Source organism: Neosynechococcus sphagnicola sy1 (genome assembly GCF_000775285.1).
GTDB lineage: Bacteria > Cyanobacteriota > Cyanobacteriia > Neosynechococcales > Neosynechococcaceae > Neosynechococcus > Neosynechococcus sphagnicola.
Map to the genome: position 1 here is coordinate 45119 of NZ_JJML01000018.1, position 24411 is coordinate 69529.

Annotated in this window: 22 protein-coding genes and 5 pseudogenes; 16 read left to right on the forward strand and 11 right to left on the reverse strand. The window is 46.0% G+C overall.

From position 1 onward, the window contains the following. Nucleotides 1-133: 133 nt before the first annotated feature. The 3 genes from DO97_RS09515 to DO97_RS09525 form a co-directional block, all read right to left on the reverse strand. On the reverse strand, nt 134-1618 hold the full coding sequence (locus tag DO97_RS09515) for a serine/threonine-protein kinase (RefSeq protein ID WP_052128579.1): 1485 nt from the start codon (nt 1616-1618) through the stop codon (nt 134-136). A gap of 4 nt (nt 1619-1622) precedes the next feature. Next, nucleotides 1623-1853, reverse strand: a complete 231-nt coding sequence (locus tag DO97_RS09520; RefSeq protein WP_052128580.1) for a GatB/YqeY domain-containing protein — start codon at nt 1851-1853, stop codon at nt 1623-1625. 276 nt (nt 1854-2129) lie between these two features. After that, the gene (locus tag DO97_RS09525; RefSeq protein ID WP_036532841.1) at nt 2130-3515 is read right to left on the reverse strand and encodes a metal-dependent hydrolase family protein; all 1386 of its coding nucleotides are present in this window, start codon (nt 3513-3515) and stop codon (nt 2130-2132) included. Between the two features lie 358 nt (nt 3516-3873). Here DO97_RS09525 and DO97_RS30195 point away from each other — a divergent pair, with 358 nt between their 5' ends. Both DO97_RS30195 and DO97_RS27575 read left to right on the forward strand, forming a co-directional pair. Continuing rightward, complete coding sequence (locus DO97_RS30195) at nt 3874-4170, forward strand: transposase (RefSeq protein WP_420805867.1); 297 nt, start codon at nt 3874-3876, stop codon at nt 4168-4170. Nucleotides 4171-4247: 77 nt separating this feature from the next. Next, nucleotides 4248-4424: pseudogene (locus DO97_RS27575) on the forward strand (transposase); the annotation flags it as partial. Nucleotides 4425-4445: 21 nt separating this feature from the next. Here the strand turns inward: DO97_RS27575 and DO97_RS09535 are convergent. Beyond that, a complete protein-coding gene (locus DO97_RS09535) occupies nt 4446-5324 on the reverse strand; it encodes a DUF6473 family protein (protein WP_036532846.1) in 879 nt (292 codons plus the stop codon). Between the two features lie 422 nt (nt 5325-5746). Here DO97_RS09535 and DO97_RS09540 point away from each other — a divergent pair, with 422 nt between their 5' ends. From DO97_RS09540 to DO97_RS23840, 4 genes are read left to right on the forward strand one after another with little or no spacing between them, the layout of a single operon-like run. Further along, nucleotides 5747-6724 carry a hypothetical protein gene (locus tag DO97_RS09540; protein ID WP_204368556.1) on the forward strand — a complete coding sequence of 326 codons (978 nt, stop codon included), beginning with the start codon at nt 5747-5749 and terminating at the stop codon, nt 6722-6724. Further along, entirely contained in the window at nt 6724-7665 is a 942-nt protein-coding gene (locus tag DO97_RS09545) for a sulfotransferase family protein (RefSeq protein WP_036532851.1), read from the forward strand. Before DO97_RS09540 ends, DO97_RS09545 begins: the two co-directional genes overlap by 1 nt. Further along, nucleotides 7655-8044, forward strand: coding sequence for a hypothetical protein (locus DO97_RS23835; RefSeq protein WP_156120510.1), 390 nt, complete (start codon nt 7655-7657; stop codon nt 8042-8044). Before DO97_RS09545 ends, DO97_RS23835 begins: the two co-directional genes overlap by 11 nt. A gap of 37 nt (nt 8045-8081) precedes the next feature. Beyond that, nucleotides 8082-8378: a hypothetical protein gene (locus DO97_RS23840; protein WP_156120511.1), complete on the forward strand. Its 297-nt coding sequence runs from the start codon at nt 8082-8084 to the stop codon at nt 8376-8378. Nucleotides 8379-8846: 468 nt separating this feature from the next. Here DO97_RS23840 and DO97_RS30200 read toward each other — a convergent pair. The 3 genes and pseudogenes from DO97_RS30200 to DO97_RS09560 form a co-directional block, all read right to left on the reverse strand. After that, a pseudogene (locus DO97_RS30200) lies at nt 8847-8931 on the reverse strand (hypothetical protein); the annotation flags it as partial. 562 nt (nt 8932-9493) lie between these two features. Then, nucleotides 9494-10282 carry an ABC transporter permease gene (locus DO97_RS09555; protein ID WP_036532884.1) on the reverse strand — a complete coding sequence of 263 codons (789 nt, stop codon included), beginning with the start codon at nt 10280-10282 and terminating at the stop codon, nt 9494-9496. Nucleotides 10283-10341: 59 nt separating this feature from the next. Further along, nucleotides 10342-11325, reverse strand: a complete 984-nt coding sequence (locus tag DO97_RS09560; RefSeq protein WP_036532855.1) for an ABC transporter ATP-binding protein — start codon at nt 11323-11325, stop codon at nt 10342-10344. A 396-nt stretch (nt 11326-11721) separates the two neighbouring features. On the opposite strand from DO97_RS09560, the gene DO97_RS09565 reads away from it, so the two are divergent. Beyond that, nucleotides 11722-11940 carry a hypothetical protein gene (locus DO97_RS09565; RefSeq protein ID WP_036532857.1) on the forward strand — a complete coding sequence of 73 codons (219 nt, stop codon included), beginning with the start codon at nt 11722-11724 and terminating at the stop codon, nt 11938-11940. 22 nt (nt 11941-11962) lie between these two features. Here the strand turns inward: DO97_RS09565 and DO97_RS09570 are convergent, their stop codons facing one another. From DO97_RS09570 to rlmN, 4 genes and pseudogenes are all read right to left on the reverse strand, one after another. Then, nucleotides 11963-13039 carry a zinc-dependent dehydrogenase gene (locus DO97_RS09570; protein WP_036532887.1) on the reverse strand — a complete coding sequence of 359 codons (1077 nt, stop codon included), beginning with the start codon at nt 13037-13039 and terminating at the stop codon, nt 11963-11965. A 403-nt stretch (nt 13040-13442) separates the two neighbouring features. After that, a complete protein-coding gene (locus DO97_RS09575) occupies nt 13443-14756 on the reverse strand; it encodes a CHAT domain-containing protein (protein WP_162182972.1) in 1314 nt (437 codons plus the stop codon). A 185-nt stretch (nt 14757-14941) separates the two neighbouring features. Beyond that, nucleotides 14942-15097 carry a hypothetical protein gene (locus DO97_RS23845; RefSeq protein WP_156120512.1) on the reverse strand — a complete coding sequence of 52 codons (156 nt, stop codon included), beginning with the start codon at nt 15095-15097 and terminating at the stop codon, nt 14942-14944. Nucleotides 15098-15218: 121 nt separating this feature from the next. After that, nucleotides 15219-16236: pseudogene (gene rlmN / locus DO97_RS09580) on the reverse strand (dual-specificity RNA methyltransferase RlmN). A gap of 333 nt (nt 16237-16569) precedes the next feature. On the opposite strand from rlmN, the gene DO97_RS09585 reads away from it, so the two are divergent. The 9 genes and pseudogenes from DO97_RS09585 to DO97_RS25035 all read left to right on the forward strand — a co-directional run bounded on the left by DO97_RS09585 (nt 16570) and on the right by DO97_RS25035 (nt 24398). After that, nucleotides 16570-17400: an ABC transporter permease gene (locus DO97_RS09585; RefSeq protein ID WP_072016412.1), complete on the forward strand. Its 831-nt coding sequence runs from the start codon at nt 16570-16572 to the stop codon at nt 17398-17400. A gap of 7 nt (nt 17401-17407) precedes the next feature. Beyond that, nucleotides 17408-18655 (forward strand): ABC transporter ATP-binding protein, encoded by a 1248-nt coding sequence (locus DO97_RS24370; protein WP_052128582.1) that lies wholly within the window; start codon nt 17408-17410, stop codon nt 18653-18655. A 291-nt stretch (nt 18656-18946) separates the two neighbouring features. Beyond that, on the forward strand, nt 18947-19708 hold the full coding sequence (locus DO97_RS09595) for an acyltransferase (protein ID WP_081980699.1): 762 nt from the start codon (nt 18947-18949) through the stop codon (nt 19706-19708). Nucleotides 19709-20003: 295 nt separating this feature from the next. After that, nucleotides 20004-21020, forward strand: coding sequence for a phytanoyl-CoA dioxygenase family protein (locus DO97_RS20925; RefSeq protein ID WP_162182973.1), 1017 nt, complete (start codon nt 20004-20006; stop codon nt 21018-21020). After that, nucleotides 21010-21997: pseudogene (pseB, locus tag DO97_RS09605) on the forward strand (UDP-N-acetylglucosamine 4,6-dehydratase (inverting)). Before DO97_RS20925 ends, pseB begins: the two are co-directional and overlap by 11 nt. Next, a pseudogene (gene pseC, locus DO97_RS09610) lies at nt 21997-23164 on the forward strand (UDP-4-amino-4,6-dideoxy-N-acetyl-beta-L-altrosamine transaminase). The pseudogenes pseB and pseC overlap by 1 nt, the downstream one beginning before the upstream one ends. After that, nucleotides 23161-23556 carry a DUF29 domain-containing protein gene (locus DO97_RS09615; protein WP_081980701.1) on the forward strand — a complete coding sequence of 132 codons (396 nt, stop codon included), beginning with the start codon at nt 23161-23163 and terminating at the stop codon, nt 23554-23556. The pseudogene pseC and the gene DO97_RS09615 overlap by 4 nt, the downstream one beginning before the upstream one ends. A gap of 160 nt (nt 23557-23716) precedes the next feature. Next, nucleotides 23717-23989, forward strand: a complete 273-nt coding sequence (locus DO97_RS30995; RefSeq protein ID WP_476703519.1) for a cytidylyltransferase domain-containing protein — start codon at nt 23717-23719, stop codon at nt 23987-23989. After that, nucleotides 23892-24398, forward strand: a complete 507-nt coding sequence (locus tag DO97_RS25035) for a cytidylyltransferase domain-containing protein (RefSeq protein ID WP_476703518.1) — start codon at nt 23892-23894, stop codon at nt 24396-24398. The genes DO97_RS30995 and DO97_RS25035 overlap by 98 nt, the downstream gene beginning before the upstream one ends. Nucleotides 24399-24411 lie beyond the last annotated feature (13 nt).

The following is a 24411-nucleotide window of genomic DNA, read 5'->3' on the forward strand; positions in this document are numbered from 1 at the left end:
TTCGGAGGCGAGGCAAAGGGCAGACAACTAACCAGCGTATCCGGGGAACTGCCCACCTGTCAGGCTGCTGCCCAAGGACACAGCTACCTAGGGAACGGGAGAAGCCGCCGTGACGCTGATCTCCAGGGTATAGTCAGTTTCCTGAAAACGAGACAACGGTCACAGAATAAGAAGTGCTATAGCTATGGGGAGAGGATTGCCAAGACGAGCCAGAGCCGATGATCGGCCCTCCCATCTCTTGCACCTGTAAATTCACCGTTCCGGTTAGCAGGGTGGCGGCAACGGACTGTCCTGGCTGCACACTGACGGAATACCGCTTAGGACGTTGGGGGGTAACCCGGCCGGAAACCTGCACCCGTCCTGACTCCGATGAAAAGCTAACCGGCTCCGCCTCGATCTCTGGCTCCTGCGAGGGGGACTCAACGGGGGACGCCAGCGTTGGTGTTGGCGTTGCAGTCACCAGTGGGGTGGGAGGGGGTGTCTCCGGTACAATCACCACTGGGTTGGAGGGGGGGGTTGGGGCGGGCGATCGCGGCAGCAGGGAAGGTAACAACAGCACGATCCCAACCATGACCACCCCGAGTCCAAGGGCAGGAACTAACCAAGGCTTACTGCTGGTTGCGGAAGGCGTTACCGTTGTCAGCTTGGCACGGGGAGCGATTGCTGTCGGGCGGGGGCTGGCACCCACTGAGGGGGTTGTTTTACCAGGGGGTGGTGGGGGCGGGGCGGGGCGATKGGGGGCGACTGAAGGCCGGGGCGATGGGCAGGGGGTGAGTCCAGTGAAGGAGCGTAGGGTTTGCAATACTTCGGTTGCTGACTGGTAGCGGTTCAGGGGACGGTTGTTGAGCATCCGATTTAACATCAGCACCACCTGGGGAGTCAGGGATGGTAGCCACTGCTGCCAGCGCCAAGTCATCGTCACCTCATCCATCAAATCTTGGGGTTTGCGCCCCGTCAATAGCACTACTGCAGTAACAGCAAGGGCATACAAATCGCTATTAGGATAGGCTTTACCCGTATGCAGTTGTTCGCTGGGAGCATAGCCCAGTTTACCTACGGTGGTTCCCTGAGCCGCTTCCTCTCCCACCCCGATGTGATTGGCCAGTTCCTTGACAATGCCAAAGTCAATCAAAACCGGCAGGCGATCGCTCTGGCGCAAAATAATGTTATCAGGGGAAATATCCCGATGAATGATGTTCTTGCTATGGATGTAAGTCAAGACGGGCAGCATCGTCTCCAAAAAGTGCAGTACCTCGGGTTCCGAGAACAGTTGCCCTTGACTGATCCGCTCATCCAGCAGCAGACGATAGGTTTTGCCATCGACAAAATCTTGTACCAAAAACAGGCGTTGATCTTGCTCAAAGGTGGCTCGAAATTGGGGAATCTGGGGATGCTGCACCTGGTAGAGCACTTGGGCTTCCCGCTGGAACAACTCCTTTGATTTGTTCAGAGCATAGGTACCAGAGGTGGTGGGAATGTATTCCTTCAGGACACAACGCTCATTAAACCGGCCCTGATCTTCTGCGAGGTAGGTACGCCCAAACCCACCCTGCCCTAAAATTCGGTGCAGGCGGTAGCGGTTTTGCAGAATCGTTCCGGGGGGAATTGGTGGTTGCATAGTTTCATCCAGTAGCAGTGGTCTGCGCCAAGCACTCAAGCTGAGATTTCACAATTCCTTGCACCTGTTTGCCATCAGCCTTACCCTTTAATTGCACCATGGCGACTGCCATCACTTTACCCAGATCTTTGAGAGATGTTGCCCCTAACGTCATTATTACTTGGGCGATCGCCGCCTCCACCTCTGGGGTTGTTAACGGTTGGGGCAAGTACTCCTCGATAGTGACAACTCCCACCCCTAAGCGCAATGCGCTGTAACGGAGCTTCCAATCTCACGACTGAAAATTGCTGATTCATAAGCAGGGTATCCCCTAAGCCTCCACAGCCAGCTAACGGTAGAGTTGAGCAGCGCCAGGTAACTTGAAAATGCAAGTGAGGTAATGTGTTCGCCTCTCCTGCGCAGTGTTAGCCTGCTGACTATAGGTCCGCTGATTGAGGCTGATTGAGATGGAGCGGCAGCGCTAGCAATATTGCACAGCTGTAAATACTCAAGCGACAAGCTGAGCCTTCAATCAACTGAGGAGATTTTTGTAAAGCTTGCCATCTTTCATGATCACGACGAAGTTCTTTGCTGGATCCTCGATTAACTGAATGTTCTCCAGTGGATTACCATTCACCAGTAACAAATCAGCAAGTGCATCTTCTTCAACAACCCCTAACCTACCCGGATAAGGATTGCGGGGGCCAGACAATGCCAGCAGTTCAGCATTCGTACTCGTTGCCATTTTCAGCACTTGAGCGGGTGTATACCAGCGAACCATTTTGGCAAGCTGTGCCCCCTGTCGAGTCGCCAGTCTCGGATCGAACTGCGTGTCTGTGCTCCAAGCAGTCTTGAGATTATATTTTTTAGCCAGAGTGTAAGTGGTATCAGTACCCTGGAACAATTGCAGTTGTTTGCTGCGACTAGATTCTAGTACTGGAATTGCATCCTTGTCATCTAAAAATGGCTGCATCACCAGCCAGATACCTTTTTCAGCCATCAACTTGGCTGTCGCTTCGTCCATCAGATGACCGTGTTCGATCGCCTTAACTCCTGCCCGGATCGCAAGCTGCATGGCGGTAGGGGTATAGGCATGAACAGCCACGTAGGTATTCCAACTTGCTGCGGCTTCAACAGCAGCGTGCAATTCGGACTCTGTGTACTGACTCACATCCAGGGGGTCGAAGCTCGATGCCACACCACCCCCTGCCGCTAGCTTGATCTGGGTGGCACCCTGCATCAGTTGCTCACGAGTGCGGCGGAGGACTTCATCTACCCCATCGGCAATAACACCTGCTCCCATTAGTTCCCCGCGGCTGAGAGGAGTTGTTGGGGTTCTGGGCAACTCTGAGAGGACGCGGAAGTCACCGTGCTCACTCGTCTGAGAGATCATCGCACCCGAAGGAAAGATCCGAGGACCCACAACCTTTCCTTCGTCGATTGCCTTTTTCACCTTAAAGACTGGGCCTGCCATATCACGAGCGCTGGTGAACCCACGCAGCAGCATATTTTTCGCGGTGATTTCCACGGCTTTATCGAGGGCTTCAACGGATGTGTTGGGAGAGATGAGGGTTTCAATTGGGGTATTTTCCCAGTACAGATGGGTATGGGCATCGATCAGCCCCGGCATCAAAACACGCCCTCCGCCGTTAATCCGGGTAACGCTTGTGCCCAGAGGTACAGAAATTGATTCAGGCGAAATCTTCTGAATTTTGTTGCCCACTACTAATACATTGGAAGGGGAAGACAGTTGTTCTGCGGTGCCATTGAAGATCTGCACATTCTGAAACAAGATGCTCGTGGGTTCCTGACTCTGCACATTAGGAGGTGACTGAGTTTGAGCAAAGCCCACTTGTCCCATAAATCCGATCAGTATCAGGAGCAAAGTTCCTAAAATAATCTGGTAGCGAAATCGCATATGTACAGCTCCTCATGGGCGACAGATGTAGATGCTTAAGGCTAGATTCAATAGTAGGAATTAGCCGCAAGAAAAAACTTTATGCATAGAATACATCTAACTCTTCTCGCTACAAAGAACTTGTTACATGGTGCAAACTAGCCCCAGAAAAACGACTAAGCTTACCAGACGGCGATAACTTTAGCAACTCAACAAATAGGCTATGTACCAGGGGCATTTCATTCAAGATTTAGCTAACGAGCCTAGGGGGGGGTCAGCCATCGAAACATAAAATCTCTGTAGCCTGGAACGGCACATCTTTGTAGATGCATAAAATGTCAAAATTTAGAATGAAACAGCCCTGGAGTTTCAAGCCATTATCAACCATAGTAAATATGCCTTATTAAAACTAGAGAAATGGCTAACTGAGAAGCAGAAGATAAAATTGAAAGAAGTCAAGAAAGCTTTTCCGAAGTTAGCTAAAATGCATCGCCATAAGGAATCATTTCGGACTATTTTCGAGGATGCGAAAGATTGGAGGGATGGAGTCTTGCAGATTCTAGATTGGCTGCAAGATGCCCAAAAGACGTTTCAAGATATTAGAGGATGTTTTAAAAGGGTCGTCTTGAGCCTCAAATACGACTCAGTGGTGCAATCTAAAATCCATAAACCCTGATTCTGTCGTAGCGGTCTCTAGGTGGTCTGAGTGGTTGGATACACCCAGGAAGACTTTTAAAACATCCTCTTACCCCTACCATCGGTCGGTGTTTTGAGGAGATCACCAATTATTTTGAATCTCGAACAACGAATGGTGCAGTGGAAGGGATAAACAATCGATTGAAGCTCATCAAGCGTTCAGGCTATGGGTTTAGAAATTTTGTCAATTTTCGTTTACGATGCATGATTTGTTGGCATCTCACTATTAGCTAGACATACTCTAACCGGGAGAGCCTATAGATCGCGGCTCAAAAATCCTTGGCAAATTGGCACAAGCATTTTAGCTGCATCTTCATGCATCTCAGGGGAAGCATAATAAGTGTTGTGAGAGATAACCTTTCCACCAAAGATACTACCTTCTGAAACAGTCGTGGGTTTGCCTGTAAATCGGTTGATCAATGGTTGCGGAATACCGCGCTCAGTTACACATTCAACATAGGCATCACAATAGGGTTTAATGACCTCAATCATCTCGGCATTGACCAATTGTGGAAAACTTCCAAATAGCTTTTGGGCATTGGTATATTTCTCAACATACGCCGGTCTTCGCTTTGAGAGCCACAATAACACCTTCGGTTTTTGAATTAAAGATAGGAGAGCTTTGAAATGTAAAACCCAATTTCCCCGAGTTTCTGATACTATTTTTTTGATTAGGTCAAGATCTCCATCTTTTAGAAGTTCCTCATAAGCATTTGAGGCAGCAATTTGCTGACCATCTGAGATACGACGATACATTCCTGTTCCGAAAATACTTTCAAACAAAGAATTACTCTCGCTGCGTCCCGACATCACCAACACAATCGCAAATCGTGCATGATTGATGTACCCCAATAGATCCTTTTGGTTTCTCAAAAAGTAATCAGGTCCTGCACCTGCAAAACCGAGATTTAATGTGGGTAAACCCAACCTCTCCTGGAGCAACGTTCCATAAGGCTTTTCGCAATAGCAGCCAAATGTAGAAGCTGGGCCTATACATGCAAAATATTGATCCGGCTCCAGGGTCAATGGTCGCGGACCTCTCGTTACGAAAACACGCTTTGATACAGGAGAGAGCAATGGATATAACTGATAATCTACTACTTCCAAATCTCGCTTTTGGTAGCCAATACTCATCTTTCAATTCTCCCAAACATATATGCCTGTTTTACCGGATATGCTTTATTATCTTGGCAGATTCTACGAGTAGATCATGGACTCTTATGTCAGCCAATGATACCCAGTAAATAGTTGAATCTAATAGTGATAATCATGAAGCTAAAACCTTACAATTTTGTACCTTGCCCATCACTATAACTTAATTGTCACTATTTTCAATAACGAGAGCTTATTCTCAATGATTTTGATTCGATTGTGGTGTCCCATAGATCTAATTTTACAACTTGTTTGCACTCCTCAAAATTTCAAGATTAAACAAACTGTAATAACTATTATTTGTTCATTTATTTTGATCATTCCCTACCTCCTGTCAATTATCACTTTACTGTTAACCATTTTTGCTGTATCTTAAACAATAAATTTACACCTAATCACCTTCCTTGGTCAAGATTGTTTTACATATAGGGCCTCACAAGACTGGTTCAACTTACATACAGAAGCAGTTCTCTAGTCATCGTGAGACATTAAGGCAGGCTTCTGTTTACTACCCGACAACCGGGGTGACCCTGGAATGGGGACACCACGGGGTTGCACAGCAACTAATGAGGAACCAACCCTCCGAGTTTTTGAATCTAATTCTCTCAGAGTCAGAGGATTTTGAGAAGACTATTATTTCTTCTGAGAATTTCGACCTCCTGAACTATAAACAAGTCTGTGTACTTGGAGATCAGTTGGACGGGCTTGATGTGACGGTCATTTATGTGTATCGTCGGGCTGATGAATTATTGCTGTCGAATTGGCAGCAACTAGCTAAACAGGGCAACACCGACCCTTGTTCTGACTTCTTCTTTTGGCATTTCTCACGCCCATTACGGAGTCCGATCCTCAACCCCTGCGCATTGCTGGATTACTATCGGAAAGCTTTCAGCCCAAGAATACGCATATTGGACTACGAGACTGTACGGCAAACCGGCGATTTGGCACAGGCGGTTCTTTCTCTAGTGGCCTCCAATGTGCAAATCCCTTCTTCCCCTGAAAAGGTTAATGTATCACCTAGTGTCACGGATTCAGAGATACTGCGTGCTCTAAATGTCATTTATTCAATGCGGCATCGTTGTTCGCCACGCAATAGGGTGCTCAAAGTTTTGACACCCGCCTTCAAGAAAGCACACGGTGCACAATTTGCTGAACTCGGCAATTTAATCCAAGCCTGCACTGTTAAGGTAGATATAGGTGGTTCGTACCCGATCACCACCATGCAACGGCGACTGTCTGAAGTCTATGCTGATGATATTATCGGAACATTATCATCAGCAAAAGTTGTCAACTCCTACGATGTGCCAAGCTCTAACTGGTTGCTGGCCCCAGAGGCAGTCAGACTAATAACTGATCTCTATGACAGTGCCTTCCCCAATTGATGCAATATTCACAATCTTATGATTTACAACCAAGGAAACCAGCAGGAAGGGAGGACAAAGTGAAAGAATATTTGTTCGTATGTGGATGCGCTCGATCCGGTACATCAGTCCTTCGTAAACTTCTTGTAGCACATCCCAAGGTGGTAATCGGGCTTGAAAGATACATCAACCTTTACCGCAGTAAAGGTAAACTGACTCCCGATCTGTTTGAGAAAGAACGTTTCCTTAATTTACAGACAGGCGACACTTTCTACCAGAGTTTGGATCACTTTCCTGAAGCTTATTCTGGATTTAAAGAACGATATGAGAATGCGACCTTTTTTGGCGACAAGATCCCGTTACTCTATCGCGGATATGATGCAATTTTCACAGAGTTCCCTCAGGCAAGAGTCATCTTCATTTCCAGAACTTTGGAGGACGTAGCAGTGTCGTTCAAACGCCGTGCTAATGATCCGTCCGACAAAACCTGGGGAGCTAAGCGCGGTGTAGAAGCAGCCATCGAAGAATGGAATGCGGCCCATCGTCTGACTGTACAAGCTCTGGAAAAATATCCCAGACGTATTTTAGTTGTCAACTACGAGATCATGTTTGGAACCTGGGTTGGTGTGCGTGAGATGTTTAACTTCCTTGAGCTCGATCTGCCAATAGAAGTTCGACATGAAGTTAGCAGACTTAAGGAAGGGAACTTACGAAAAAAAACCGACAAGACCACCAGCTTGTCCGTCTCTGAGCGACTTTCTATCTGGCAACGAATGAACCTACAAGCCTGGCGTGAAGTAAATCGTGACTGGTTGGTGCCAGAGGGTCGATATGCCACCTTACAGCCACTGAGTCCACCCCACATTGAGAAGATTGTTTGTCTGATTGGTTTACCTCGCTCAGGTACAACTGTTATGGCAGCGGTACTGGATGCTCATTCTAGGGTTTTTTATGGTTTATGAGCCATGGAATGCATCAAAGAAGAATCCAAAACCCTTTGATTTAGATCTCGGTAATTTTCTGGATTCCTTTAGTATTGATTTGCAGGGTAAACCAATTCTAGCTATTAAAGAGACGTCTACACGACTAGATTATATTAGGGCTATTGACAACTTGCTTTCCGGAGTTAAAGAACCCATTAAATCAAATCTAATTTGGATTATTCGCAATCCATTTCATGTATATCTTTCAGAGGTTTCAGCACGCAAGGATTGGTGGGGTGAAGATAAGCTTGAACACACATCTGAGGTTTTTGAGGGTTGGGCTCGAAAAAACCATCACTGCTATTTTATTGCTTTTGTCAGTTGTCAAAAAATACAATGGCATCTGCATTTCATATGAAAAGCTGACAGAGAATCCCGAGCTTCTCAACAATTTGATGCCCTTAATTGGTGAGGCTTCTGAGTCATCACAATTCAAATTTAATCAGGTAGTTGATCGTTCAAAAATTCGTGGAGATATTAATGTATCAAAAAACGCAGCCGAGCTCTCTAGAAAATCGACCGATAAACGTGAGCTTGAACTTACAGAGGTGATTTCAGTAATCAGATCTGCTAACGGTTTCAATAAGATTTATGAGTTTGCAGGCTGGGTCGATGATTTCACAGCTGAGGGTATTGCAAGGGCTGATAATCAAATCCTTGAACGACTCTCTAATATAGTTAAAAAGTGGTAGAAGAGTCGAATTTTTACTTCACTAAAATGATTGCATTTCAACAAGTGAAATCTTGATAATTTTGATTATCAAGAGAAGCTATTTCTTTGATCTGATAGATATTTAGAACTAAAATTTAACCTTTCGGTGAAGTTGTGAGCCGTCTGAAAAATCTTTCGTTAAATTTAGAAGGAAAGGACTTCAACCCTCATAGAATCTAAGTTGTAGCTCATAGTCAGGAATTTTGAAACCAATTCCGGGTATTTTCCTCCGACCAAAAATTGGATGTCATCAGAAGCAGATTTGGTTGACTGACAAAAGATGCAGCCGAAGTGCTTGAGATGCTTGTTAGACGGTATTGAGATTGTCAGTCTACTAAAGTGCAGTAACAGCAGTAAGTAAACCAATCCACTAAATTCTCTACTATTACTACTGCGAATTCGACATCTAATGCTTTGAGTCAATCAAGATTGTTTCTGGTTCCGATCCGACGGAGAATGCTCTTCATCTTCGACCAATAGTTTTCGATAGGTGAAAAGTTGGGAGAGTAGGGGTACAGATAAATCAGACGGGTTTCGGCAGCAGTAATCAAGGCTTCAAGCTCCGCACTTTTAGAGCTAATTTATCAAGTAAAGCTGAAGCGGGAGGAGAAGGATAGAGAGCAGGGATAAGCTTAGGGTTACGATTTTGGCCAATGAAATACCTGAACCCTTCTACCCCAGAGATCTGAGTGATGATAAATGGGAAATTATAGCGCCCCTTATCCCCTCTGCCAAACCAGGTGGACATCCCCCTGCAATTCTCAGTATGAGAATGATTCTTAGAGGACGTTTTAAAAGGGTAGGCTTTAGCCTCAAATACAACTCAGAGGCGCGATGGTCTCCGACCAGCCTTCGGCTATCGCAAACCCTGTAACCCTGATTCTCTCGTATTAGCTTCTAAGTAGCTAGGGTGGTGAAACACACCCTGAATGACTTTTAAAACATCCTCTGAAAATGTTCTGCTCAATGACTGTTCGTTTCATCATTACCATTGCTACAAAAAGTTTTGATTGTCGCTAATTGTGTCTCTTTCCCCACTCTTGATTTGTGCCTTTGCCTCCGCGATCGCCATTGGGTTTCCCCTCCCAAATCGGTTCAAGCACCCATGCCAGAGTATTGTTTTAATCCCTGACGCCACAGCCAACGATTCCAGACAAAAAATAGAGTTGTCCAGCCGACAATTGCCAAAAACCCCTGTCCTACCTGGACAGGAAAGCCTAACAACAGGGCACAGGGGAAGTAGATCAAGTAGGGAAACGGAGTCCACAACACCACCTCACGAACCAGCGCTGGAAAAATTTCTAAGGGAGCTAGCATCCCCGACAAAAATAAATAGAGTAAAAACCAAAACTGCTCTAAAGCACTGGCTCTTTCTGTCCAGAAGGCAAACAGAGCAAAGGTGTACTGGATTAAAAACCGCAGCGCAAACCCTAAGATCACGGCGAAGGTCGATAACACCACTCCCTGCCAGTGAGGAATCCAAAACGCCTGGGGATAGAGGATAAAGAAAAATCCCACCAAGGCGATCGCAAAGGGCATGCGTGCAAGTCGTTCTGCCATATGGGAGGCCACATGGTGCCAAACCGGATCAATGGGTTGGAGTAAGCGTGGAGATAGACGACCTTCTACCACATCCTTCTCAAATTCCCAGATCACCCAGACAACCGTGAGCTGGCGGATGATAAATACCACCAGGAAGTAGCGGGCAAACTCCACCGGGGTGAGGCCAAACAGTCCACCCTGGGCAGCTTCCATCCAAACCCCCATGAGAATCATCGGCAGGGAACCTGTGAGTACCCACAACACCAGCTCTGCCCGATACTCCAACATATAGGCGTAGTAGACCACCAGCAGTGTGCTTGCTTGTCTCAAAATTCGGCGCAGTTGGCTCACGGTAGATACAGAAAGGGTATGGGTAAATCCGGTTCCGTCATTGGGCAACCTCACACCACTAAGCCCGTGTCAAAGACCCGCCCAATCACCTCTTCAATCGGTGGGTCTGTGATGGTGAGGTCGAGAATTTCCAGCTCCGCCAGCAGCCGAGCAACGGTTCGTGTCAGAGCCTCTCGTTGCACAAGAATCCGTGCCCAACAGCCTTCTAGTGCTGCCAATTCGCCGTAGGTGAGCAATTGTTCTGCCGAGCAGGCGGTTGCGAGTTCGACCTTGACTTCTCGATAGGGAGCGAAACGAGTCAACAACCGCTCCAGATTGCCATCGTAGATTAACTGGCCTTCGTGAATCAACAGTACGCGATCGCAGAGGGCGGTAATATCTGCCATGTAGTGACTGGTGAGTAAAATCGTTGCCTGATAGCGGCGATTATATTCCTTGAGAAACTCCCGGACACTAATTTGGGCATTGATATCCAAGCCCAAGGTTGGCTCATCTAAAAATAAGACTGGGGGCTGGTGCAATAGGGCGGCGAGTAGTTCCGCTTTCATCCGCTCCCCCAAAGACAGTTTACGGACTGGCTGGGTTAATTTGTCCCCCAGAGAGAGCATCTCGGTTAATTCTCCTAGACGTTGTTGAAAGATCCGCTCTGGGATGTCATAGACAGCCGCATTGATTTTCAAGGAGTCTAGGGTGGGAAGATCCCAGATTAACTGCTGCTTTTGACCCATCACCAGGGTGATTTTTTGCAGAAACCCCGCTTCCCGGCGAAAGGGATTGTACCCTGCAACCCGCACATGGCCACCGGATGGATAGACCAGTCCTGTTAGCATCTTCAGGGTCGTGGTTTTTCCGGCACCATTAGGCCCCAAAAAGCCCACCACCTCCCCTGGCTGAATTGCAAAGGAAACCGCTCGCACGGCTTCGATTGAGCGATAGGTACGGTGCAGGAAATGGTTGAGAGTCCCCTTGAGACCTGGTTCTTTGATGGCAACCGCATAAACCTTGGTCAGGGCTTCCGCCAGAATCATTGTCATAATTTCTTTACTGTACTTTAAGAACCTCGCCTCCATGACCTGCCTGAGATTGAGGTTAGTTTTGAGTGATCCCTGATGAGTTTTTGGCTCAATTCTCCTAAGTAGTGTTGCGGAAGTTGTGGGATTTTCTCATCATATTGAGCCGTAGTTCCCCGGTTCTGAGTCAGAGCTGAAAAGATGCATAGTTAAAAATATTCCCCTGTAGGTGTCCACGTATGCATCCTCACACCTCTGATCCAGTTGACTTCATTCGAGCGATTGCCTACTTCGACAGCAATGGCCTCCCCAATAAACAGATTGAAATTGCTGACATTAACTCAGAGGCCATGCATACCTGGATTCAGGGCAGTTTTTCAAACGTTAGGTCTGCGCTCTCTCTTAAGCAGTTCCCTCAGATTGAGCGGGTTTCGTTCGATTGTGTTGCAAGGCCCCCTGGGAAAGACCGTATTGATTCGTCGGAAGCAGGACTATCTCGCTGTGTTGTTTGCGACGGGGTTCGAGTTAACATCGATTGCCCTCGTTACTTGGGTGCAAGACCTCAACAGTGAGCAACTCCCTGCCTTGTTTCCTCACCACGGACATAGAAGAATTGCTCCCTCCCTAATGGCTGCGTGAGATTGCAACGATCCCCGGTACTCTAGCTGAGGCACTCCCGATGCAGCCCGGCTTCAGGGTAAAGCAAGATTTTATAGGTTTCGGGCGTGGGGGCGATCGCCCGTTCTACGGCGGCGGCTAACTCCTGGAGGGGGTAGCGATCGCTAATCAAGGCATCGACATCAATGCGCCGATTAAAAACAATATCCGCTGCCAAGGCCTGTACCCGGTAAGAAGAGCTATAGCTGCCCATGAGGTCAATTTCTCGACGGTAGAGAATGTTGGGATTTATCGGAATTTCCACCTCATCCGGAAACTCCGCAAAGAAGAGAATTTTGCCGCCCTTACGGGTACATTCCAGAGCCTGGAAAAAGGCTTTATCGCTGGGAACCGCTAGCAGAGTCGTATCCACGCCCATCCCCTGGGTAAGGGCGTGGATGTTGGCAGCCAGATGAGGATCTCGGGGATCAAAGGCTGCCTCCGCCCCCACTTCCAGGGCTTTTTGTAACCGCGCCGGGAGTAAATCCGTGGCGATCGCCCTGGCTCCGAAGTACTTCACCAACATCACAAACATCAATCCAATTGGCCCGGCTCCAGTGACCAGCACCGTCTGCCCCGGTGCGACTTGGGCTTTCTTCACTGCCTTCAGGCAACAGTTGGTAGGTTCCACAAAACTGGCCTGTTCATAACTGATGCCATCGGGAATCGTCATCAACCCACCATTGCGGACAATGTGACCGGGCACTTTCACATACTCGGCAAAGCCACCGCCACTGGGGACAAATCCTGCGGTGGTGGTGATATTTTTATAGACATCACACATGGAATAGTTTTCGTTGAGGCAGTAGCCACAGTGCATACAGGGAATATGGTGCAGCACCACAACGCGATCGCCTACCTGCCAATTTCTGACCTCTGATCCCACCTGGGCAATGATCCCCGCCGTTTCGTGGCCGAAGATCCGGGGTGGCTCGTACAGCGGATAGCGAATCTTCTTGATATCAGACTGACAGAGACCCACCACCTGTACCTGGACCAGCACTTCATCGGCGGCCAAGACTGGAATCGGTACGTCTTCGTAGCTGAGTTGGTTTACCCCTCGAAACACCTGCGCTTTCATGCCCATCCCCTCATTGGATTTCCCAGGTAACAGTATCCAGGATTCTTGAGCTGGCAACAACCTGATTGATGGAGGCCAACTCATCCAGCCCGTTCCTAGGGGCTGGAGAGAGCAATACCCAGAACACGCTCAAATCTGCACCCATAATTGACGAGACCACTGTGTCACTTCTTGCGGGCAGATGCCGATGATGGTGCGCGCGTTGCTGCGGCATTGGGCATTGAGGTTGATCCCGCAATGCTGAAAACCGATTAAACCATTCTCAGACTGTGAAGCGTCGATTCTGGGAGGCTGGCTACCACAGCATCGGACTCAGTATTGTGACGATGGCAACCCTTACCAAACCCGATGATCCTGCCAGTACGCTGCCAATTCTTAATGGATGGATCCAACGTTCACAGATCTACCAAGGACTCCCAATCATAGTAAAGGCAGCCCAGTAGTAAGGATGGGAAAGGCTGACATTGGACTGTCTCCCCAGTTGGGAAGGCAGGATCACCGGGGTAGTGATCGCGGGACTGAATAGCTGACCATTCCGAATCTCGACGCTTCCTTTTAGCAGGGCAATCTGGGTTTCTCGAAGCGCCTCAACCTTCAGGGTCTGGGTGTGTAGATGATGATAGAACTCTGTCATTAAGGCCAAGGTTCCCGTATCGCTCACGTACCAGAGACTACCAAGAACCGATCTGACCCCTGCTTGCACCGCCAGTCCAGCAAAGCCTAACTCGGCCTGTTGATCTCCCAGAGCCGTGCGGCAGGCACTTAAGACCAGCAAGTCAACGGGGGGTTGGTTCAATTGCAACTGCCGCAGTTGATCGAGTTTGAGACGGTCATCCCACAATTGAATAAAGGAATTACTCACAGAACCCGGCAGAAACTCACCATGGGTTGCCAAATGCACAATCTGGAAACTTTGACGCTGGCGCTCAGCCTTGAGAGTATCAAGGGTAAATTGGCTATTCAGGAAGGCTTGTCCTCCCTGGGTCTGGACGATGGTGGAGAGTTCTAGGGGAACGGCGGGTAATGGGGTTAGATCTTGGAATTGGGAGGCTCCCATTGCCAGGACGGGGGCATTACGAAGATCGGTGTAGTGCGTTGTGGTCAGGTTAAATGCTGGGATCAGGGCAACGCTGTACTTCTCAACCAGGAACTGCTGCCCGTCATGGAGTGCCGAGAAAGGCACTGAGCGTAACCCAGCGCCCGTGCAGAAGACAAGAATATCAATCCCTTGGGCTTGTAAGTCGGTTTCCAGGGGGGTGACCAACCAACGATAGAGCTGTTGAGCCGATTTCAAATATTTAGTGTTATGTACCTGCCTGGGATCACTGGCAGTCATCCGGAACTCCTGAGCCACCTCCATCAAGGTATTGCGGTTGGCCTCGTTGACGGTTTTGCGAATCGGGCGGGCATAGGGGGTCACCAGAATTAATTCCAACTGACTGGGAGAGGGGACGGCATAGATCAGAGCCGTTTTTTTCCCTGTGCGTTGGGCAATTCTTTTCAGGGCACGGCGGATCTCCCTGGTCTTCTGGAGAGACCTCGTCATCAGTGGTTTGTCAAAGTAGGTTTCGTACTCCTTGACCCACTTTTTTTCCATATGCACGACGGCATCTTCTGGAACGGAGGGGAAGGGGATGGCTGCGGGTACGACAGTCTGAGTTGATTGGAGTATGGGGGCAGCGGTGACGAACCAGGGATTGACCAAACTTGCCAGCACCCAGCCGAAGGAAAGCAAAGCAGCAACGTTTTTTATACATAAACTTTACCGATGGAAAATCCGGAAATATGGGGTCTCTCTAAGCTTGAGGGTGCCGATGGTCATTGGCGTAGCCGCTCCCCTAGAGCTAGATTTGCCTCTGGCCATCGCCCACACTCCGAATCTATCTCAGGCGTTTTTCAGGATTAAGGATGAAAGGGGGAGGAGTTGGAAGATTGAACATCAGCCGGAGAATGTCTCGGCAGATGCAGGGTCAGATGTCCTGAAATCATCGCCAGGGCAACCGTGGTCGCGATCGCCTGTAGCAGGGTGGAAGCTTTCAGGGGGAACGAGGCCGTCATGGGATCACTCCAAGCATAGGGGACTCTCTTGTTATCGCACCTGGCTGGGGTAGCCTCCAGTGATGGTTATAGTGGGTGGACGGTGATGTTCATCACGAGGGGAGGGGATAGCTTCTAGTTGCTAGGCAGAGGGATGGGACGCTCGCAATTGTCCACAGGCCGCATCGCGATCGAGTCCTCGAGAGCGACGCACACTAGTCGCAATGTGGTGGTGTTGCAATAGTTGTAAGAATTGGGTCACTTGGCGAGGGCTGGGCCGCTGATAGTCAGCATCGTGAATGGGATTGTAGGGAATCAGATTCACATGACTTTGGAAACCACGGAGATGGCTGGCAAGTTCCACCGCATGTTCAGGTAAGTCATTCACCCCCGCCAGCAGAATATATTCAAAGGAGACGCGCCGACCTGTTATTTGCACATATTCCCGACATTCAGCTAAGAGGTCAACCAACGGGTACTGGCGAGCACTGGGGATCAGTTGTTCTCGCACCTCTTGGTTCGCAGCATGTAAACTCACGGCCAAAGTGGCTTGCAGCTGATGCTGCCCCAATCGTCGAATATGACCTGGAATGCCAACCGTGGAGACGGTGATCAAGCGCATGCCAATACCCACATCCTGATTCAAGGATTGGATAGCAGCCAGAACCTGGGCGGTATTTAGCAACGGTTCCCCCATGCCCATGAAGACTACATTGGTAACCCGTTGCTGGAAGTCTTCCTGAACCGTTAACACCTGATCAATAATTTCATGGCGCTGGAGATTGCGGGCAAACCCCCCCSTTGCCCGTGGCGCAAAAATCGCAGGCCATGGGACACCCGACCTGGGACGAGACACACACCGTCAGGCGATCGCCGGAGGGAATTCCCACGGTTTCAATCACTAATCCATCAGCCATCTGTAGGAGATACTTGACGGTGCCATCTTGGGCAGCTGCCCGATGGTAGCAGGTAGATCGTCCAACTGATACTGATGCCAGGGTCGCTCGCCATTGTTTCGGAAACACCGAGATATCCGTCAGTTCCCGTACGCCCTTTTGATAAATCCATTGATGGAGTTGCTGTCCCCGATAAGCTGGCTGATCCTGTTGTTGCACCCAGGCTGTTAGCTCGGCCAGGGATGCCCCTAGGAGCACAGACATCGTTGCAGGTGAGACGGCTTCATCCGTAGTGGGGGCAATAATTCCATCAAGGTTGCTGTTGGTGGGAAAAGGAGTACCGATCGATTGCATAGAACACCTGGCGGAAAGCCTTGAGGATCAGGCGAGAGTTAGCTACCTAACCATCTTATCAACCCAGTTCTGGGAAATCCCCCTGGAACAATCGCCGACTCATTGGGGATGGTTGATAGAATACTGAGATTCTGATCGCTCTCCCACCACACTGGGGAACTCTAACATCAAGCGCTCTCATGGCGCTCATAATCCCCACTTCCGTCATTCCCTAAACCCAAATCCTTTCGTTGCAGTACGTGTGTGAGCAGCCATCGTCAAAAAATTGTCATCCATTCGGGTAACCAGAGCTTAAGCGAAGCTGTGCAGGAATTCTGGGAATATCGAGATTTGCTGTGGATGCTGACAGTTAGACAAGTAAGTGTACGGTACAAGCAAACTGTAATCGGGATTGGCTGGGTGCTATTACAACCCCTCGTTGCAATGGTGATTTTCAGCGTGATCTTTGGCTATTTCGCCCAATTGTCTTCTGACGACATTCCTTATCCAATTTTCGTCTATTCAGCTTTAATTCTGTGGACGTTATTTTCAGAGGGACTCTCTAGAGCCGGAACCAGTCTGATCGCAGATGAACGATTAATTACTAAGGTTTATTTCCCGCGTCTGATTATCCCCTTGGCAGCAGTCGGCTCCGCCTGGATTGATTTTGTTGTGTCATTGATTTTGCTCTTACCCCTCACCTATTTCTATGGCCTTAGACCAACCTGGAGTTTGCTAATGTTGCCAATTGCCATGGTAATTACAATGGTTTTAGCTGCTAGTGTAGGGATGCTATTATCAGCGCTCAATGTTCGATATAGAGACTTTCAATATACAGTCCCATTTTTGGTACAGGTCTGGCTTTATGCATCGCCAGTGGTTTACTCAACTAGTATTGTACCGACATCTATACGACCATTTTATTATCTCAACCCCATGGCAGGATTAATTGAGCTATCTCGATTTGCCGTGACTGGACAGGGAAGTTTTAACTGGTTAGGAGTGGGAATTTCAGCGATAGTGTCAATCGCCCTTTTCATCATTGGCTCCACGGTATTTCGATGGGTTGAGCGTAGTTTTGCAGACTTTATCTAGGACAAGAATGGAACCAATTATTTCCATTAAAGGGTTAGGGAAGTCTTATCGGATTCGTGCTAACGAAAAGAAACGATATCGCACATTGCGGGAAGATTTAACTGAATTGATACAGGGAATAATGCAAGGGACATGGGGAGGATCGCAGACCGAAGAATTCTGGGCACTTAAAGACATTGATCTGGATATTTATCCTGGTGAAGTAGTTGGAGTGGTTGGTCGTAATGGAGCAGGTAAAAGCACCTTGCTGAAAATCCTATCTCGAGTCGTTCAACCTACAACAGGAGAGGCAGTATTATATGGTCGAGTTGCTTCTTTATTGGAGGTAGGAACGGGGTTTCATTCGGAATTAACAGGCCGAGAAAATATTTTTATGAGTGGTACAATTTTAGGAATGAAGCGCAATGAAATCATTAAAAAGTTTGATGAAATTGTAGCATTTGCAGAGGTAGAAAAATTTTTAGAAACACCTGTAAAGCGATACTCATCGGGAATGTATGTGCGCCTAGCTTTTGCAGTTGCCGCACATTTAGAACCAGAAATTTTAATTGTAGATGAAGTGTTAGCAGTTGGAGATATGGCATTTCAAAAAAAGTGCTTAGGGAGAATGAAAGATGTAGCAGTAAGAGGAAGAACAGTACTATTTGTCAGTCATAATATTCAGGCAATAAATTCACTTTGTTCAAGAGCTATCATGCTTGATAATGGTAAAGTTATTACCGATGGAAAAACCGAAGAAACTTTAAGTGTGTACACCCATTCTCAACGTAAAACTACAATTGATGAACATACAGGGCTAGCAGATCGATTGAGCCGTACATCTGGAGCTGTAAGGTTCACAAAGGTAAGAATTATCGATGCAGATGAAGTTGAGAGATGGAATTTTGAAATGGGTGAAACTGTCAGGTTTCACCTTTCATTTCAAGCTTTTACAAATGTACCCAATCTATGTATATATATGGCTATAAACTCCAGCTTTACAGGTGAAATTATTACGACGTTCAAAAAAAATCTTTACCAGAAAATGGTCCCTGTAAACCACACATCAACAGTGGTAATTGAAATTCCAAATATTTGCATACGTCCCGGCGAATATTCATTGTATATTTGTCTTGGCCCTATTGATTGCCACATCTTCTATGATGTAATCGATCAAAACGTCAGCTTGCCTGATTTGATGATTTCGTCCGGGGATGATGATCAACATCGAACATCTGGATATGTTTCCATACCGGCAAACATTTTTATTGAATAACCGAGTTGTAAAGAATCTAAATCTTTAGAAGTCTAAGGAAATGCATGAACAACATTATTCAGATCATCTAGAAAATAGAGCTAAAGCATCTGAACCTAAAAATAGAAAAATTAAATGGATGAAGAAATTATTTTTGTTGGCAAAAATAATTTTTAACTATCATTTTTATTGTTTTTTACTGGCCAAACTATACAAATTTTTAGCTAAAACTGCTAAAGAATTTCATGTAAAAAAACAATTTATCAAAATATTGATCCAACTGCTAGTATTGGCCATGGTTCCCAACTCATTATGCCAGTGGAGTTGGATGCAACAAAGACTGAAATTATTCTGGGTTATAAAACATGGATTGGTAAGCGAGTGGAGTTACAGGTCGCTTTAGGGGAAACGCTTTCGCTTGGAGATTTCACTACAGTTAATGACAACTGTATGATTCTTGGGAATGTTTCTATAGAAAGATACTGTTTGCTTTCTTGTAATATATATATTTCTTCGGGGAACCATTGGCCTTGTATATTTCCAACATGGTTGATCAGAGATCAAGATAAATGGATTGAAGATCATGTTGAACTGGTAGCCGATTATAGTGCACCTGTTCACATTGAAGAAGATTGCTGGATTGGTTGGGGAGTATTTATTAAGAGGGGAATTTATATTGGTCGTGGAGCTATCCTTGGAGCTTATACTGTCGTAACTCATGATGTTCCTCCGTATAGTATTCAAGTCGGAACTCCCAATCGAGAAATAAGAAAGAGATTTGACTTTAAGCCTCCTAGAGAGCTATTTTCGATGAATGAAAATGATTGGCCATATTTTTATGCTGGTTTTCTCATGAAACAAGAAGAGATTTTGATCTCAAAGAAAGACAAGATATTGTTTGCAAGAGAAGTTGCCAGAGTAATACTTGACGGAGGAAAATTTAATCAGTTTTCCTTGCGAGGAAAATTAAACGATTATATTAATAATTTAATTTTAACCATTTATTGCAACCAGGTTGAGCTAGGATCTGTCGACATAAAAGAACATTTTTTTTTCAGAGGAAATTATGGTTGATCCAAACTTAGATAAACTTTTATTTTCTCATTGCAGATCGGCAGTTTTAAAGAATTTCAATGAGATCACAATTAAAGTTATTTCCGTTGACATGAAACCGAAGGCTCCCACAAGACCATACAGTTATTATGGACTATCTTTTATTGCCCTTAATTGATTTAATTATGAGTAGGTCTCCTGGAACCATGGCTAATCCTGTATCGGAAGACACAAAATGCTGCTCGAAAAGATGGCTGAAATATCCTGATTCTAGTCGCATGAGTTTTTCTTGTTATCGCAAATGCAGGAGAATAATATGACTTACTTTAAGCGTCTTGTATACCTATTGTATTGCATTGTATTTTATCTGATTTTTATCTTTAGAAAGGATGGTTCTACCCCTACCCCTGCCTATCTAGGAATGCGACATCTCTACTGTTTAACAAATGGTCGGTCTAATGATGTTGCCAGCTTTTTATTGAGTATTAGTAATCCTGAATATGATTTCAAGTGTACATCTGGAATCCTAGGAGATCTTACAGATGATTTGATTGTCAGCATTGTCAACAATATTAATAGGGACGGATTTTATGTATTTGATTCCAATTTATCTTTTGATGACTGTCAAAAGCTTCAAGCTTTGGCTTTTGAGACCCCTGGCACTCCATTTCCTCCATCTTCTAAATTGTCTCCAATTATCTATGATCGAAATCATCCAGTTTCAGTTAAATACGATTTTGATGAGCAAGTTTTGGTGGAAAATCTAGTTGTGCAAAATCTCTTAACTGATCCTTCAATTCTTGCAGTTGCACAGGCATATTTAAAATGTACACCAATCTCAGATTTAGTGGCAATGTGGTGGAGTACAAGTTGTCAGGATGAGCCAAGTTCAGAATCTGCACAGTTCTATCACTTTGATATGGATAGAATTAAATTTATCAAGTTCTTTATTTACCTGAGCGATGTTACTACCCATACTGGTCCTCATTGTTATATTAATGGATCACACAAACACAAACCAAGACCACTCTTGCGAGACGATCGAATTAAAGATATTGAGATCGAACAATACTACAATCAAAATGATTTCATAGAAATTCTAGGATCTCAAGGCACGATTATTGCTGCTGATACTCGTGGTTTTCATAAGGGTAAACCTCTAGAAATGGCTGATCGTTTACTGTTGCAACTTGAGTTTTGTAATAGTTTATTTGGCGCACCCTACAACAAAATCAAATTAAATTATAAGTTTAATCCAAGTTTTTTTGAAGCAACTCAAACTTTTAGAAAAACCTATATAAGATTCATTCCTGACAATTCCCATGTTCAATAACCAATCAATTTTAATTACTGGCGGTACGGGATCCTTTGGCAAGCACTTTATCAAAATCCTCCTCCAGCGATATCAGCCTAAAAAAGTTATCGTTTACTCCCGCGATGAACTTAAACAATATGAAATGGCGCAAGAGTACAATAGTGAAGTAATGCGCTAGTTTTCTAGGAGATGTGCGCGATCTCGATCGCCTAAAGCTTGCTATGAGGGGGGTAGATTATGTCATCCATGCTGCTGCATTAAAACAGGTGCCAGCAGCTGAATATAATCCAATGGAATGCATTAAAACGAATATTAACGGAGCCAGTAATGTCATTGATGCTGCCTTAGAAGCTGAAATTAAGCGGGTCATTGCCCTCTCTACCGATAAAGCTGCTTGTCCCATCAATCTTTATGGTGCAACAAAACTAGTGTCTGACAAACTGTTTGTTTCAGCCAACAATATTGTTGGCGATCGCCCCACCCGATTTTCTGTAGTGCGTTACGGCAATGTAGTAGGTTCTAGAGGCTCTGTTGTGCCATTCTTTCAAAAGTTGATTCGAGAAGGTGCAACGGATTTACCGATCACTGATCACCGTATGACTCGTTTCTGGATCACATTGCAACAGGGTGTTGATCTGGTGTTCAAGAGTTTTGAGCGTATGTATGGAGGCGAAATTTTTGTACCCAAAATTCCCTCCATGAAAGTGACTGACCTTGCTGAGGCAATTGCTCCAGGTATTCCTACCAAAACTGTAGGTATTCGACCTGGAGAAAAGCTTCATGAAGTCATGTGTCCAGCTGAAGACGCTCATCTAACCCTGGAATTTTCTGATCACTATGTCATTCGTCCCTCAATTACATTTACAAGCCCAGTCGATTTTGCCTGCAACCAACTGAGTGAAGAGGGGGTTCCTGTAGCAGAGGGCTTCCAGTACAGTTCTGATCGCAACAGTTTGTGGTTAACTGCCTCCCAACTCCTAGAGATGTTGAAGTGATGTATCCTTACATTCCTTATGGCCACCAAGATATTAGTCAACAGGATATTAATGCAGTGATAGCCGTCTTACAGTCAGACTGGCTAACTCAAGGCCCCTGTATATCTCGCTTTGAGCAAGCGGTGGCTAATTTCTGTGGCGTAAAGTATGCGGTGGCCGTTTCTAGTGCGACGGCAGCTCTTCATATCGCATGTCTATCCGTTGGGTTAGGAGAGGGCGATCGTCTCTGGACTTCTCCCAATACCTTTGTGGCCTCGGCCAACTGCGGTCGTTACTGCGGAGCAGCGGTGGACTTCGTAGACATTAACCCACTTTCGTACAACCTGAGTATGGCTGAACTAGAAAGTAAGCTGGCTCTTGCCGACCATCAAGGTTGCCTGCCCCAGGTATTGATACCTGTTCACCTAGCGGGACAATCTTGTGAAATGGCTAAAATTGCTGAACTATCTCAGCGATACGGCTTTCGAGTGATTGAGGATGCCTCCCATGCCATTGGGGGGCAATATCTGCGGCAGTCAATCGGTTGCTGTCAGTTCTCAGATATGACTGTTTTCAGCTTCCACCCTGTCAAGATCATCACTACGGGGGAAGGGGGTATGGTTTTAACTAATCAGGCCGAACATTACGAAAAGCTGATACGGCTCCGTAGCCATGGTATCACCCGTAGCCCTGACCTAATGCAGTCAAAGTCCCATGGCTCCTGGTATTATCAACAGTTGGAATTGGGCTTTAACTATCGCATCACCGACATACAAGCTGCTCTAGGATTAAGCCAACTGCAACGCTTGGATGAGTTTGTGCAGTACCGACGCTATCTGGCTACTCGTTACACCCATCTGCTGCAAGATCTGCCTCTAACTCTACCCTGGCAACATCCGGATACCGCCTCCAGTTGGCACCTATATGTGATTCGGCTACAACTGGAGAAGCTGGAAAAAAACCCATCTCCAAGTATTTGAAGCGTTGCGTCAAGCTGGAATTGGCGTTAACTTGCACTATATTCCGGTCCATACCCAACCTTACTACCAACAATTAGGATTTCGGTGGGGTGATTTTCCCGAAGCCGAAAAATACTATAGATCAGCTATGAGCTTACCTCTCTACTTCGGACTAACAGAAGCAGACCAAGATAGAATTGTAATGAGCTTGAGAAAAATATTGCTATGAAATTAGCAACCCTAACCTCAATTCCTTCTCACAAAAGCTACGGCCAAGACTACTATCTCTGGGTAGTGGAGCAAGTCAGCCTATTGCAATCAAGCCAGCTTCAAGATTTAGACTTGGTAAATTTGGTGAGCGAGTTAGAAGACATAGGTAAACGAGAAAAGCGTAGCGTCAAAAATAATTTAGTGGTGCTGTTAATAAATTTACTGAAATACCAATTCCAGTCAGAGTACCAAAGTAGCAGCTGGCTAACTACAATCATCGAACATCGCTTGCGTTTACGAGATAATTTTGAAGATAGTCCTAGCTTGCAATCCTATGCAGCAAATCCATCTGTCTTAAAAAGATGTTATGAGGTTGCATGCGATCGCGCAAGTCATGAGATAGGGTTATGAAAAGATATCTTTCCTGATATCAGTTCCTACAGACTCGACCATATTCTTGATAAAGACTTTTTACCTGAATCGTATGATCTAAATCTGACAGTGTATAACCATGAAAGTTATCGTCATTATTCAAGCTAGGATGAACTCCACCCGTTTGCCAGGAAAGGTAATGAAGTTGCTTTGTGGTAAGACGGTCTTGGCTCATGTAATTGAAAGAGTGCAAACTTGTCACTTGGTTGATGAGATTGTAGTCGCTACAACTACTTCCTCAATTGATGATGTCATAGCGGCCGAAGCTAATCGATATGGTGTGCAGTTTTTTTCGTGGCAGCGAATCAGATGTATTGGAACGTTACTACCGAGCAGCCCAGGCTTTCAATGCCGACATCATTGTCCGGGTGACTTCAGACTGCCCTCTTTTCGATGCAAATATCCTTACTGAGATGTTGAAAAGCTTCATAAATCAGACTATAAATAAACTACAAATTGACTATCTTAGCAATGCCATTCATCCTACCTGTCCTAGGGGTTTAGATGCAGAAATATTTACCTTATCTGTATTAGAGAAAGCATACCGAGAAGCGCATCAAGATCATGAACGGGAGCATGTTACCCCTTACATTTACCAGCATCCAGAATTGTTTTCTCTCCAAAACTATAGTTGTAGGGAGAATTTTTCTCATTATCGCTGGACTTTAGATACACCTGAAGATTGGGAGTTTATCGAAGCCGTTTATCAGGTACTTTACAAAAATGGATGTTGGTTTAGTACCAATGAGGTACTGGATCTCTTAGAACGGATGCCAGAACTAGTCAAAATCAATGCCCATGTACTGCAAAAATTCTTTTAAACAAAATCCTAGA

What these genes read in the sequence shown, in the direction of transcription:
- DO97_RS09525 (WP_036532841.1), bottom strand. Translation starts at nt 3,515, where the DNA reads ATGCGATTTCGCTACCAGATTATTTTAGGAACTTTGCTCCTGATACTG.
- DO97_RS09535 (WP_036532846.1), bottom strand. Translation starts at nt 5,324, where the DNA reads ATGAGTATTGGCTACCAAAAGCGAGATTTGGAAGTAGTAGATTATCAG.
- DO97_RS09545 (WP_036532851.1), top strand. Translation starts at nt 6,724, where the DNA reads ATGCAATATTCACAATCTTATGATTTACAACCAAGGAAACCAGCAGGA.
- DO97_RS23835 (WP_156120510.1), top strand. Translation starts at nt 7,655, where the DNA reads ATGGTTTATGAGCCATGGAATGCATCAAAGAAGAATCCAAAACCCTTT.
- DO97_RS23840 (WP_156120511.1), top strand. Translation starts at nt 8,082, where the DNA reads ATGCCCTTAATTGGTGAGGCTTCTGAGTCATCACAATTCAAATTTAAT.
- DO97_RS09560 (WP_036532855.1), bottom strand. Translation starts at nt 11,325, where the DNA reads ATGACAATGATTCTGGCGGAAGCCCTGACCAAGGTTTATGCGGTTGCC.
- DO97_RS09570 (WP_036532887.1), bottom strand. Translation starts at nt 13,039, where the DNA reads ATGAAAGCGCAGGTGTTTCGAGGGGTAAACCAACTCAGCTACGAAGAC.
- DO97_RS23845 (WP_156120512.1), bottom strand. Translation starts at nt 15,097, where the DNA reads ATGACGGCCTCGTTCCCCCTGAAAGCTTCCACCCTGCTACAGGCGATC.
- DO97_RS24370 (WP_052128582.1), top strand. Translation starts at nt 17,408, where the DNA reads ATGGAACCAATTATTTCCATTAAAGGGTTAGGGAAGTCTTATCGGATT.
- DO97_RS09595 (WP_081980699.1), top strand. Translation starts at nt 18,947, where the DNA reads ATGCCAGTGGAGTTGGATGCAACAAAGACTGAAATTATTCTGGGTTAT.
- DO97_RS20925 (WP_162182973.1), top strand. Translation starts at nt 20,004, where the DNA reads ATGACTTACTTTAAGCGTCTTGTATACCTATTGTATTGCATTGTATTT.
- DO97_RS09615 (WP_081980701.1), top strand. Translation starts at nt 23,161, where the DNA reads ATGAAATTAGCAACCCTAACCTCAATTCCTTCTCACAAAAGCTACGGC.
- DO97_RS30995 (WP_476703519.1), top strand. Translation starts at nt 23,717, where the DNA reads ATGAAGTTGCTTTGTGGTAAGACGGTCTTGGCTCATGTAATTGAAAGA.